The organism is Paenibacillus maysiensis, from assembly GCF_000520815.1.
Taxonomy (GTDB): Bacteria; Bacillota; Bacilli; order Paenibacillales; family Paenibacillaceae; genus Paenibacillus; species Paenibacillus maysiensis.
The window spans coordinates 1-13025 of sequence record NZ_ASRY01000283.1; the positions used below are offsets into that span (position 1 = coordinate 1).

Sequence of the window (13025 nt, forward strand, 5' to 3'; positions counted from 1 at the left end):
ATAAAAGTGGTCGAATGCAAAGTCAGCACGATCCGGCTATCGGGCAAAGCGTCGTGGATCGCATATGCCGCAGCCGGGCGGTTGTGTACATCCACCACCGCAGGTGACCATCTTTTCAGGTCGGCAATCACCTCGGAAATATAACTTGGCCCCCGCTTATAACGTATGCAGGGCACCCCATCCACATCGGCGTTATCCGGCACCTCTTTTCCCCGTATGCCATATATCTGTACCTGAAGCTTATCGCTGACCAGCGGTACCATATGGGCAATAACCCGCTCCACCGAGCTGCTGCGGGGCGAAGGTATAACAAAAGAGCCCGGTGTAACGACTGCTACCTTCGGCCTCTGCATCAGCCCTGCACCTTCTTTCCTCTCTAATTCAAGCGCTCTCCTGCAAATTCTCTTCAACACTCATGGTGTATCATATCGCCTCCCTGCCTGAAAGGTGCCTGGCTTCTCACTTTGGGCAAGCTGCAAGGCTACCGTCCATGCCTGGCCGATCTTTGATACATATGATGGACTAGAACCACTGAATTGTCAGTTGGAGTCACAACAAGAAAGGGCGGACATACCCATGCTGCATGTCGGCGTCATGCTTAACCCGGCAACGTACCGGGGCATCCCCGCCATGAGGACGGGATATGAATCACTCGCCAATTACGAGGACGCTGGGTTGAGCTATGAGCTCATCCCCTGCTTCCTTCGTTTGGAGGATATTCATATATCGACCGGAACATGCCGGGCTTTTGTTAAACACGGTAACGACTATCAGCAGATGACTCTCCCGTTGCCACGGGTCATCCACAATCGAACCCTCTATCGGCAAAACGAAAACGCCAGTGAGATCAACAGACTGGTGCAGAATGGATTTTATATCTTTAATGAACAAAACCGTTTCCGTAAGGACCACATACATTCGATATTGCAGGAAGACCCTCTGTTGCACCCCCATCTTCCGCGAACGCTGCAAGGCAACCTGGCTTCAATTCGTACTTTGATGAAGCAGACCGGAGATGTCGTCATCAAGCCAAGCAGCGGGAGCATCGGCAGAGGAATTATGCGCCTGAGACATTCCCGTGGTGACTGGACTCTACAATGCGCACATCCCGCTGCACCCGATCGCTGGACCACACTGCGCCTGCACGCCGGAGAACTGCCTTCATTTCTGCACAAGCGGCTGTTGCATAGTCCTCATATCGTGCAGGAAACTTTGCCGCTCGCTTTGTATAACAACCGTCCTTTTGATATTCGCGTGACGGTTCAACGCGGATATGGCGGCATTTGGAGCGTAACGGGCATGTTTGCCAAAATTGCTCCCTCCCACACCTTCGTTTCCAACGTGGCGCAGGGTGGCTCAGCCCGTTCCTTGCTGGAGGTACTGTCACAGGTACAAACGGCTCAGCCATGGAACGCAGCCCGTGTGATGAATGACTTGGAAAGACTCGCGCTGCAAATCGTCCATCGGCTGGCACAAAACCTTCCCCGGCTGGCTGACGTCGGTCTGGACCTGGGCATTACGCAGGAAGGCAAAATTGTTTTTATCGAATGCAACGGCCGCGATCAGCGCTACGGCTTCAGCCAGGCAGGCATGAACAATGTCTGGAAAGAAACGTACACTCAGCCGATGGCTTATGCGCGTTGGCTTCTCGAACGGATGCCCCCGGCAGACACCGACCGTCCACTGTATTGATTTACGTCATATTCTGTGTCAATATAGTTCAGAGCGGTCTGACAGGTTCCGGCCAAGACGGCTCGGAAATGAACAAGGGGGATCTGAAATGGCAAAACAGTGGCTGCGGCTCATGACCGAGCTATCATCGCGCAAGTGGGTGTGCCGGGTTGTGGGTTCCTTCGCGCAAAGCGGTGCAAGCCGACTTTTTATCCCCACCTTTATACGTACGTACCAGATCCAGACGCATGAGGCTGAGCAGGAATGGAAGGAATATCCTTCCCTGAACGCCTATTTTACACGCAAATTAAAAGCGGGCATGCGCCCGATTGATACGAACACCGAGGTGATGACCAGTCCGGTGGATGCGCGGATTACATTCACTGGCCCAATTACGTCCGGCACGATTTTGAATGTCAAAGGTCAGGACTATACACTGGATGAGCTGCTTAACCGCTCTCCGCGTCTTGAGAAATACACGCATGGCTACGCCTTTGTACTGTATCTCAGTCCGACTGATTATCATCGTATTCATGCGCCGGTATCCGGTACACTGGTGGAGAAGGAGTATTTGCGCGGCAAGGTATATCCGGTGAATGACTTCGGCTTACAGCATATGAGAGCAGTTCTAAGCCGCAATGAACGGCAGATTACGTACATTGCCCATGAATACGGCGAGGTGGCAGTCGTCAAGGTTGGCGCGATGAATGTAAGCAGCATCAAATATACCGATGATGAAGCCGTCTCATGGGAAAAAGGCGACGATCTCGCATATTTCGAGTTTGGCTCAACCGTCGTTTTGCTGACCGAAAACGGCACTTTTGATCCTGACTCTGCGTTGAAGCTAGGGGATGTAGTAAGAATGGGGCAGCGTCTCGGTTGCTTCCGGCAGGCTCCCAAAGCGTAAGCGAGTTTGCCGTTACAGCATGACTACGACAACACATATGAAAGAGGATCCAGCAAAATTGCTCGGGTCCTCTTTCACTCGGGTCCTCTTTCATATGGCTTATCTTTTTTATTCGTTATATGACGATCCTCAGAACCACCCGCTCATTCCTTACCTGATCTCGGATGGACTTTTCCCCGTGTACTGCTTGAATTGGCGGCTGAAGAAAAAAATATCGCGGTATCCCAAAGCCTCTGCCACCTCAGTCACATTCATTCCGGCATGCAGCAACAGATGCTGTGCGCGCTCAATTCGCATGCTGATGATATGAGATTGCGCAGAAACGCCCAGCAGCTCCTTGAACTTGATCGAAAAATAACGTGATGACAACCCTGCCCGTGCCGCCAAATCCTCGACACGATGAGGAAGCCCCGGATGCTGACGCACATAGTTGGCCGTTTCCCGAATGACCTCGGTTAGCTGGTGGCTGGCCGGCTGCTCCTGCGGCTCCTTGCGGTCGGCACGCAGCAGATGAATCATCAATTGCTTCAGGATCAGCCTGCCTTCCTCCTCAGCTCCGTAGGCACGCTCCAAGCGCAGGCGAACATACCTGGCGAGCATATGCTCCACCTCGACCGTTTCCTCCAGCATACGATAGCTGGCAGGGATGATCTCCGGCTGCTCAGTAAGATCAAAATGAATATAGGTAAGTATTAGCGGCTTTTGCGGGTTATGTGTGGCACTCGTATCATCCCCCGGCTTGAACAGGAAGCAGCTTCCTTTGCTTACCGGATAGGACTCCCCGTTCAATACAACCGTTCCTTCACCGCTCCATACATAAAATAAATCATAGTTTGGCATCGGCCTTTCGCGCACCTGCCATTTCCAGCCCGGCTCGCACACAATTTTGGCAAAGGCGGGCAACAGGATGAACGATGACGCAGACGTATCCAGCAAAATCTGCACCTCCTTATGCTATTCTTTCGTTGTCCCAGATCCCGTTAAATATAATATAAGCGCAGAACAGCCATTACGCAAAAAATAAAGCCGTCCCTCCCCATGGATTCATGCTCCAGCAGGTCAGGAAGGCTTCATTGACGCTTTTGCGTGACGCTTACCGTGTGTAATGCTATAATATGTAATCAAAATGACTTGGAAGGATGAAACCGGAATGAATCCACTGGCAGCGCAGTTAAACCGCAACATTCAGGCAGGCAACGAGCATGTATATGAAATGCTTTCTCTTTTAGGTAAAGAGATTTATTTCCCAAAAGAAGGAATTTTAAGTCAATCGGCTGAGGCGGGGAAACTTGCTAAAAAGTACAACGCTACAATTGGTATTGCTACCGAGGGTAGCGGTCCTATGCATTTGCAGGTCATTCAGGAGAAGCTGTCTGCATACAGCCCCAAGGACCTGTACCCTTATGCGCCTCCTGCGGGCAAGCCCGAACTGCGTAGTGTATGGCGGGAAAAAATGCTGAAGGAAAACCCGTCGCTCGCTGGAAAAAGCTACGGCCTACCTGTGGTTACGAACGCGCTGACTCATGGTTTGAGCATCGTTGCCGACCTGTTTACGGATGAAGGGGATGCTGTCATTTATCCGGATAAAAACTGGGAAAATTATGAGCTGACCTTTGGTATTCGCCGTCATGGACGATTGGTGAATTTCCCGTTGTTTACAGAGGATCAACGTTTTAATAGTGAGGGGTTACGCGAAGCGCTGCTGGCGCAGAAGGAATACGGCAAAGCGATTGTTGTGCTGAACTTCCCGAACAACCCGACTGGCTATACACCGGGAATCGAAGAAGGCAAAGCCATTGTTGCTGCCATTCAGGAAGCAGCAGAAGCAGGCATCAATGTTGTAGTTGTGACGGATGACGCTTATTTTGGCCTGTTCTTCGAGGATTCGCTGCATGAATCGCTATTCGGCCAATTGGCTGGACTTCATCCAAGAATTTTACCAGTCAAAATTGACGGAGCTACCAAAGAAGAATTTGTGTGGGGCTTCCGTGTCGGATTTATTACCTTTGCTTCGGAACATCAGGATGTACTGAGCGCACTGGAGCAAAAAACATTGGGAATCATTCGGGCAACGATTTCCAGCGGCCCTCACCCGTCGCAAACCTTCGTGCTGGATGCTCTCAAATCACCGGATTTTGAGCAACAGAAGGAAGAAAAGTTCCAAATCATGAAAGGCCGGGCCAACAAGGTCAAGGCGTTACTTGATAGCGGCAAATACGGAGATGTATGGAGCTACTATCCTTTCAATTCGGGTTATTTCATGTGTCTCAAGCTGAACGGCTTGTCCGCCGAACAACTGCGCACATATCTGCTGGAGCAATATGGTGTGGGAACGATTGCGCTGGGTGAGCATGATCTCCGTATCGCGTTTTCCTGTATTGAGGAAGAATATCTGGAAGACTTGTACGACATTGTTTATCGTGGTGTGCAAGACTTATTGAACCCCTAATCTAATCGGTCGGTATTAACTGGTTAGACGTATAGCTGGATTAAGCGGTGTGCCGGATGTTGCGGCATACCGTTTTTTTATATCCCCTGCTGAACGATTCATTCACAACTCAAGGCACTTATCCCTCAGCAGCCCGCAAAGATTCTTGTGCCAGCGGCAGCAAAATGATAACCTCCGTACCGGCTCCCGGCTCGCTCTCATATCGTATACTGCCGTTCATCGCTTCGATCATGCGAAAGGAGACTGCCGTTCCCAGCCCTGTCCCTACTTCTTTGGTCGAAAAAAACAAAGTGCCTACCCGTTCCAGATGTTCCGGGCTCATGCCTTTTCCAGTATCCTTGATATTCAGACAAGCCTTCTCTTCCTGAACTACCAGCTTTATGTATACCTTGCCTCCATCTTCCGCAGCCTCAATCGCATTTTTCGTGATATGAATTAGCGCCTGCAACAGTTGATTACGATCCGTATGTAGATATATTTCATTCCTCAACTCCGTCTGCATTCTTACGCCTTGCTTGGTCGCCATCGGTTTCAGGAGCAGAACAATCTGTTGAACCATGCCGGACAGATCCATCAGCTCCGTCTTCCCAATCTGCGGCTTGGATAAATTCAAATAGTCGCTAATAATTCTTTCGGCCCGATCCACCTCCGCCAGCGCCAACGCCATATATCTGCGGTTTTTTCCTTCCAGCCCCGACTGGGTCATTTGCAGGAACCCTTTAACGACCGTCAACGGATTACGAACTTCGTGAGCCATGGAGGCGGCCAGTTCCCCTAACGTATTGAGACGTTCAGCATATTTGATCTTTTTTCGCATCTCTTCCCGTTCGAGACTAAACTCCATCCAGCAAGAGGCGGCCCCGATACTTAGAAATTGAATTATAGCAAACCAGATAACCCCCTTGATCAGCTCGGCTTCATCCTCAGCCAGTCTGCCGCTGGCCCAGGAATGCATCATAAGAATAACCAGCATGATCACATTCATCCACACACTCATGAGCAAGTTTATCAATACCCGGGGCAGCATACCTTTGAGCTGCATAAATCTTTTTCTCACCAAGAGAGGTCCGAGATAACATAACAGCATGCTAATCAGCGCCACCCCGATGGAATCAGGTCCAATATAAATGCGGGCCATCACCATGAGTGTTATATTCACCAGTCCTGCTACGGGGCCAAAATATAAAACGGAGAGGATCAGCGGAACATATCGGAGATCCCAAAACAAGCCGTACCAGCTATACGAGAAAATAAGACAAAGCACAGAAGAGATACCCAGCACCCCTCCCATGAGCAATGGGGCCTGTTTCATATGTCGATGATCCGATAAAGCGCTGTACACCAGCAAGGGTACAAAAACCAGAAATATATTCACGAGCAGCTTGTCTGCCAGCATCTCGTCGTTCCCACTTTCCAAGTGATAATGTTTACATACTTCTTCTATTCTCGACAAAACGTGGTTTTCCCTCTCTATCCCCCCATATCCGCTGAAAAAAACAAGGCGATCCGGCAATCCACCTCCACATTGGCCCACGCAATCCGAAAACCCACTTCATAATATACGGTGTATCCTACATCACAATGACCGAGAGGAGAATGAGCATGGGAGCAGAAGAAACAAGAGGCGGTTACGGTGGTTTCGGCGCATTTACAAGCACAGGAACGATTCTGGTACTGTTCATTTTGTTAGTAATCATCAGCAAAACGATTTTTATTTAAGCAGAATGACATCTGCGCCCACGGCTGACCCATAGCAGTACCCACGCAAAAAGGCTATTCTGCAAACAGCGCTCGCTGCTTACGGAATAGCCTTTGTTTTTACTTTATACACACAGGATCAAACTTCTTCCTCATCTTGACCGTCCAGACGCCATTTTTTCGCCTGAGCGCCTCGTACCAGGTATACCACCAGCACTCCACCGGCCAGCGTAAGCAGCGTGGAAATCAGCCCTTCAGTTCCTCTCAACATAAAAGGAAGCCACAGGACGACCGCAATCGGCAACAGCAGCTGGACAACAAAGTCCAGAAAAGACGCACGGCGGGTATGGGCAGGAAGCGGATAGAGCTGAAGCCATAGCGAATCCTTGTGGTACTGCCTTAGCGAAGTAATCTGCACGCCGATCAGGAATATAAAAAATAAATACACAGCGATACCAATCCAGCTCGTATGCGTGATCCATATAATCAACAGGCCAAGGATTCCCAGCCGTATGACCATCCCCACAGGCTCTGTGCGCACAAAGGTCTTGAACAGCAGGTAACGATAAGCTCCCTTTTTGTCCCACGGTATGTTACCACCCAACCAGGACAACCAGCGACGCGGAGTCACTCTCTGCGTAAGGGCCGGCACATCAACAAACCAGCCCAAAGTACGCATCACACGGGCAGCCTGAATGCCTTCTGTACGGATCAGGTTTTCCCATGCCACCAGCAGCTTGACCGGAAAACGCAGGACAAGCACGTACACCACACCCACCAGCACGATAAACGGCAAGCTGCGCAGCGGAGGCTGCCACAGCCATGCGGCTACCAGCAGCACTGCCAGCGCCCAGCGAAGCAGACGATACCCCATACTCGCGCCGCGCGATACCATGCGCAGCTCCTGCCAGCCGCCATAGCTGAACAGCAGCTTCAGCAGCACGAACAGCAGTATGGTCAGCAGCAGTGGCTTAGGCGCAGTATCGCTGCGGATATACAGTGGCCACGCGATCACTAGCAGCAACAGCAGGCCGAATATTTTATACACCACGCCACGGATACGGCTAGACTTAAAATATTGGTGCATCGCATGCTCCTGCGGGCGCAGGAAGACGATATCGGCTTCATTCAAATACGTACGGAAGCTTACATGAGCGACCGGAACGGCTACAATGAGCATAATCCAGCGGATGGGCAAATCCGGCGGGATATGCATAATCAGCGACGTGTACCACGCGGCAAAGGCAATCAGCGCAAAGCCGAAGACGACCGCCAGGCCGCTCTGAATGACATAGCCGAGATAAGGCAGCACCTGTCCCCAAAACGCAACACGTCTTTCTTTATGCAAGCGTTGCAAATCCATGCTCATTCCCTGCCCTGCACCAGCTCATAAAATGCATCTTCCAGCGGCATGCCCGGCTTACCCGCCTGTGCTGTCACTTCGTCCAGCGTACCCTGTGCAATGATAGCACCCTGATGAAGCACAATGAAACGATCACAATAATTTTCAATCGTGGACAAAATATGAGAGCTGAGCAAAATGGACGAGCCCGAGCGCTTCATTTCCAGCATAAAATCAAGCAGGGAACGAATACCGAGCGGGTCGAGACCCAAAAATGGCTCATCAATGACATATAGCGGCGGTCCCGCCAAAAATGCGCACATAATCATCACTTTCTGGCGCATCCCTTTGGAGAGATGCATCGACATGCTTCCGCTCTTATCCCGCATACGGAACAAGTCCAGCATTTGGTCACTGCGGGTGCGGAAATCAGCTTCACTGACTCCATACGCTCTGGCGGTGAATTCCATATGCTCCATCACGGTCATTTCGGGATACAGCTCTGGAGACTCGGGTACAAAAGCAATGGCTCCCTGATACTGCTCGGGATTTTCCGCCTGCTTATGTCCCTGCACTCGGATTTCTCCCGCCTGCGGTGTCATCAGTCCCAAAATATGCTTCATCGTCGTACTTTTCCCGGCTCCATTCAGACCGATCAGCCCCACCATTTCGCCCGGCTTCACATCCAGAGAAATCTGGTGCAGCACCGGGCGCTTGGCGCTGTATCCGCCTGTCAGTCCATTAATTTGCAATACAGGCTGTTGTTCCATGGCTCCCCCTCTTCTCACTTATCCGTTCGGTTTTGATCCTTTTTCCTTCAGCCATCTTGGTGCTCCCTTGTTTTTACGATCACGCTCTCGCTGCGCTTTCCCTGCTTTGGACAAAACTGCTCCTTTGCCCTTACCTGGAGCCGAGCCATTTGCCGCAGTTCTGCCAGGACGACCGTTCTCGCCACGGGCAGGTGCCTTGCGGCTTTCCGTGGCTGCTCCGTCGGAAGTGGCTCTCGCTTCGGATGGTCTTACAGGCGCACGCTTGGCATCCACCGGACGCGGCACGACAATCCGCCCTCCGTGCAACGCACGCTCTGCAATGTCGATGCCCAGTTCACGGGAAAACTTACGCATGATGAATGTTTCGCGGTCGGTAACAACCGATGCAACCAATCCTTTGCGCCCCATCCGTCCGGTCCGTCCTGCACGGTGAACATAAGCCTGACTGTCCGTAGCCGGATCAAAATGGATCACCATTTCCAGTCCCTCAATATCCAGACCACGGGCTGCCACATCGGAAGCAATCAGCACCTTGAGCTTGTCCGCACGAAACTGGGCCAGCACGTTAGTACGTGTAACTTTGTCCGCATCACCGTACAGGGATGCTGTAGTCAGTCCCATATGCTTGAGCTTGGCCTCAATCTCCCCGATAGCATTGGTGGTATTGACGAACACCAACGCCTTTCTCGGATTAAAATGACGCACCAGTCGACGCAGCATGTCCACCTTATCCCGTTCTTCGGATACAAAGTAATAGTGCTCCAGACCGCTGGCCGTCTTCTGGTCGGGATCAATCCCGATTTCCACGTAATCCTTCATTTCCCGCTTGGCCAGCGCTTGAATTTCGTCGTTCAGCGTTGCGGACAGAAATACTAACTGACGGTCACGCTGGGCGGTGCCCAGGATGTTCGTGACATCGCCTGCTCCGCCGAGCTGGAACATCTGATCCACCTCGTCGATGACGATGGTTGTAATGTTGTGCATTTTCAGCTTCTTGGAAGCGATAAGTTCTCGAACACGTCCCGGTGTGCCGACCACAAGCTGCGGATGGTCCTTCAGCTTCTCGATCTGGCGCTTGACTGCTGCTCCACCGATCAGGCCGAGCACACGGATGCCGCGATGCTCCCCATAACGCTGACCTTCGCGTACAATTTGCATCGCCAGCTCCTGACTGGGAGCCAGGATCAGCTTTTGCGTAGCCTTTTTCTGTGGATCAATCGCTTGTAGTAATGGCAGCAAATAAGCCAGCGTCTTCCCTGTGCCGGTCTGCGAACGAGCCAATACATGCCTGCCCTTCATCATTTCTGGTATAGCCTGCGCCTGAACTGGCGAAGGCTGCGTAATCTCATGCTCAGTCAGCTTGGTCAACAGATCTTGTTCAATGCCGAGCGATTCAAAATTTAATGTCATGAAAAGGTCCAACCCCTATACGTAAATTCGTTACTCTCCATTATATGCGAAAACAGCCCTGCAACCAAATGCAGATATTTAGCCCTGCCCTCCTTTGCTACGAAATAACAAAAAATAAAGGATGTCCCTCCACCATCACATGGTTTGCGGGACATCCTTTATTTTTTGTTCATCACACCATGACCCAGTCTGTCGGTCAGTCTGGGCGCAAGCTGATACAGCTTGAGAAAAGGAGATATCCACCGTGGCAGATTAACCTCCTCCTTGCGAAGCTCCATCGCTCTCACGATATGATGCGCGACCTTGTCCGGCTTTAGCATAAACCAGCCTACGTTACGGACATATCCGCCCGAAGGATCAGCAAGGTCAAAAAATGGTGTATCGATCGGTCCGGGATTAATCGTCGTTACCGTAATTCCACTCCCGCGCAGCTCCTGCCGAAGCGCATTGCTGAATCCTAGCAGCGCATGCTTCGTTGCTGTGTAGGAGATCGATTTGGCTGTCCCGATTTTGCCGGCCATGGATGCCACATTGACGATCTGTCCCGTACCTCTTGCTGTCATTTGCGGCAGAAACGCCTTGATACAGCGGACAGCGCCCATATAGTTCACATCCATCATTTGTTCAAACTCCGCCAGGTCTGTCTCATGAAAATACTCAAACTTCCCGTAACCTGCGTTGTTGAGCAAAATATCAACCCGTCCATACTGCTCCAGCACCCGGGCAGCCACGGCCTCTACCTGCTCCTGACGAGTGACATCCAGAGGGATCAGCTCATGCCTGCCGCTAATTCCCGCCGACACTTGCTCCAACCGTTCCTGCGAACGCGCTGTCAAAATAGGTATCGCGCCCTTTTCGCTCAGCAACCGTGCGCAAAGGGCGCCAATTCCACTGGATGCCCCTGTAATGACAACCACCTTGTTTTGCAATGTACTCATGGTTATCCCTCCATCTTAAAGAAACCTGCTTCTTTAATATTAAGAGATCATCACCTGAATATCCAGCTCACCGATTCCTTCCATCGTAAGCGGAATATAAAGGACACGCTGAGGTACGAAGGAGGTCAAGTTTTCCGACTTCATGACCTGCGGAGGCGTAATGTCGACTACAATCCCCTGATTGGACAAAATCGTGCTGGCATTACCGCTGATCATATTTCCCAATTCCGAAATGGCGCTTTTGCCCATCTCATCAATTTCAGTCAAAACGAATCCGCCCATCATCGCCGAAACCATGCGCAACGCTACCTGTTCATTCAGACCGAACACAATATTTCCGCTAAGCTGTCCAGTCATCCCGATCATAATCCAAATATGGTCTTCCACCAGCTCGACATTTTTCACACCAAGATCGCCGGCTGAGGGAGAGATTTGGATCAATTGTTCAATGACCCGCCGCGCCGACTCCAAAAAAGGATTTATCACTTCTGCCTTCACGATCATTGCGCCCCTTTACGATGGGCTTTTAGACACACAACAAAAGTCCCATTTTAATTAGAATTTTATTTTTTAAAATGATGCATAACGAATCAGCCTTCAATAAAATACTCTCTCTATCACTTATCGACAGCTATCTAGCAATTTTTTATAGCCGAATCACAAAAAATGTGAATAATGTCCTATTCCATCGCTCTCCATCGAATTTAAATGGGTTACTTTTGATGTATAGCAGGACTTTAGTCTTTATTTTCCAATATACCATACTTCACAGTGTTCTGCTTCGATTCATTGCCCTTCCCGCTCGAATAACCTATAATTTAATGAAATAAGCATAACGATGGTTTTACATATGCACAGGTGGATTTGTGAAAAATCCTCAGGCTGTACTGCTGCGACAGAATTAAGAAAAGAGAGGAGGAACTTCATGAACATCAGTCAACTTGAAACACTTATCATGATTTCCAAAACGATGAGCTTCCGCAAAGCTGGAGAACTTCTCAATTTGACGCAGCCGGCGGTATCCGCCCAAATCAAAAGTCTGGAGGACGAGTTCAAGACCATTCTGATCGACCGCAACCAACCCGTCACCCTGACCGACCGAGGGGCTGTTTTTTTGGAACATGCAGAGCGGATCTTGAGTGTTGTCGAGGAACTGCGGCAAAAATTGTACGATCTGAACGAAACGCCGCAGGGTCATATTGCACTGGGCACTACGACGTCCATCGCCATTCAAATTTTACCGCGTGTACTTTCCTACTTTCAGGATCAATTCCCGCTCATCAAAACCTCCATTCAATCCATGGCTTCCTCCATGATTTATCAGCAGGTGGAAAACGGGCTTATTGATGTTGGCATCGGTTACTTAATCGAACGTAATCCAAATTTGAGCACTTCAATTTTGTATTACGATTCCTTTGAGCTTGTCGTATCGCCTACTCATCCGCTGGCCTCCCAACCGCATGCTACTATTGAAGCCCTTCGGGAAATTCCACTTATTCTGCTCTCACCCGATACGGTAGGACGAAAATTCGTGGACGATGTATTCAAAAAACACCAAATTGTGCCTCATGTTGTGATCGAATTGTCCAGCAGCGAGGAAGTCAAACGGATGGTTGAGATTAATCTGGGCGCTGCCATTATTTCCAGGCTATCGGTCACTTCTGAGCTGCGTGCAGGCACATTAAAAATGATCCATATTCCCGAGCTGGAAGTTAGTCATCCAGTAGGAGTGATTTATAAATCCGGCCGATATCTAAACTCAGCCATGCAGCAATTTTTAAGTGATCTGAAGGGGATGCCGGAGACGAATTTTACCAGTTCTGAATAACGTAATTCGCTA

General features: G+C 50.3%; 12 protein-coding genes and 1 pseudogene. 5 read left to right on the plus strand and 8 right to left on the minus strand.

Annotation, left to right across the window (positions count from 1 at the left end):
* Positions 1-353 (minus strand): annotated as a pseudogene (locus L696_RS28880) (glycosyltransferase family 4 protein); the annotation flags it as partial.
* A 223-nt stretch (positions 354-576) separates the two neighbouring features.
* On the opposite strand from L696_RS28880, the gene L696_RS0121115 reads away from it, so the two are divergent.
* Positions 577-1692, plus strand: a complete 1116-nt coding sequence (locus L696_RS0121115) for a YheC/YheD family endospore coat-associated protein (protein WP_025685408.1) — start codon at positions 577-579, stop codon at positions 1690-1692.
* Positions 1693-1780: 88 nt separating this feature from the next.
* A complete protein-coding gene (gene asd, locus L696_RS0121120) occupies positions 1781-2578 on the plus strand; it encodes an archaetidylserine decarboxylase (RefSeq protein WP_025685409.1) in 798 nt (265 codons plus the stop codon).
* A 150-nt stretch (positions 2579-2728) separates the two neighbouring features.
* Here the strand turns inward: asd and L696_RS0121125 are convergent, their stop codons facing one another.
* Positions 2729-3514: a helix-turn-helix domain-containing protein gene (locus L696_RS0121125; RefSeq protein ID WP_025685410.1), complete on the minus strand. Its 786-nt coding sequence runs from the start codon at positions 3512-3514 to the stop codon at positions 2729-2731.
* Positions 3515-3728: 214 nt separating this feature from the next.
* Between L696_RS0121125 and L696_RS0121130 the strand changes: the two genes are divergently transcribed.
* Complete coding sequence (locus tag L696_RS0121130; RefSeq protein ID WP_025685411.1) at positions 3729-5027, plus strand: aminotransferase class I/II-fold pyridoxal phosphate-dependent enzyme; 1299 nt, start codon at positions 3729-3731, stop codon at positions 5025-5027.
* Positions 5028-5145: 118 nt separating this feature from the next.
* Here the strand turns inward: L696_RS0121130 and L696_RS0121135 are convergent, their stop codons facing one another.
* On the minus strand, positions 5146-6480 hold the full coding sequence (locus L696_RS0121135) for an ATP-binding protein (RefSeq protein ID WP_245233416.1): 1335 nt from the start codon (positions 6478-6480) through the stop codon (positions 5146-5148).
* A gap of 149 nt (positions 6481-6629) precedes the next feature.
* On the opposite strand from L696_RS0121135, the gene L696_RS31555 reads away from it, so the two are divergent.
* The gene (locus L696_RS31555) at positions 6630-6746 is read left to right on the plus strand and encodes a YjcZ family sporulation protein (RefSeq protein WP_209440990.1); all 117 of its coding nucleotides are present in this window, start codon (positions 6630-6632) and stop codon (positions 6744-6746) included.
* Between the two features lie 118 nt (positions 6747-6864).
* Here L696_RS31555 and L696_RS0121145 read toward each other — a convergent pair whose 3' ends face one another.
* The 5 genes from L696_RS0121145 to L696_RS0121165 all read right to left on the minus strand — a co-directional run bounded on the left by L696_RS0121145 (position 6865) and on the right by L696_RS0121165 (position 11683).
* Positions 6865-8088, minus strand: a complete 1224-nt coding sequence (locus tag L696_RS0121145) for an ABC transporter permease (protein WP_025685413.1) — start codon at positions 8086-8088, stop codon at positions 6865-6867.
* A 2-nt stretch (positions 8089-8090) separates the two neighbouring features.
* Entirely contained in the window at positions 8091-8837 is a 747-nt protein-coding gene (locus L696_RS0121150) for an ABC transporter ATP-binding protein (RefSeq protein ID WP_025685414.1), read from the minus strand.
* An 18-nt stretch (positions 8838-8855) separates the two neighbouring features.
* Positions 8856-10247: a DEAD/DEAH box helicase gene (locus tag L696_RS0121155; RefSeq protein ID WP_025685415.1), complete on the minus strand. Its 1392-nt coding sequence runs from the start codon at positions 10245-10247 to the stop codon at positions 8856-8858.
* 158 nt (positions 10248-10405) lie between these two features.
* The gene (locus L696_RS0121160; protein ID WP_025685416.1) at positions 10406-11185 is read right to left on the minus strand and encodes an SDR family NAD(P)-dependent oxidoreductase; all 780 of its coding nucleotides are present in this window, start codon (positions 11183-11185) and stop codon (positions 10406-10408) included.
* Positions 11186-11224: 39 nt separating this feature from the next.
* Entirely contained in the window at positions 11225-11683 is a 459-nt protein-coding gene (locus tag L696_RS0121165) for a chemotaxis protein CheX (RefSeq protein ID WP_025685417.1), read from the minus strand.
* Positions 11684-12110: 427 nt separating this feature from the next.
* Between L696_RS0121165 and L696_RS0121170 the strand changes: the two genes are divergently transcribed.
* Positions 12111-13013: a LysR family transcriptional regulator gene (locus L696_RS0121170; protein WP_025685418.1), complete on the plus strand. Its 903-nt coding sequence runs from the start codon at positions 12111-12113 to the stop codon at positions 13011-13013.
* The last annotated feature ends 12 nt before the right edge of the window (positions 13014-13025 follow it).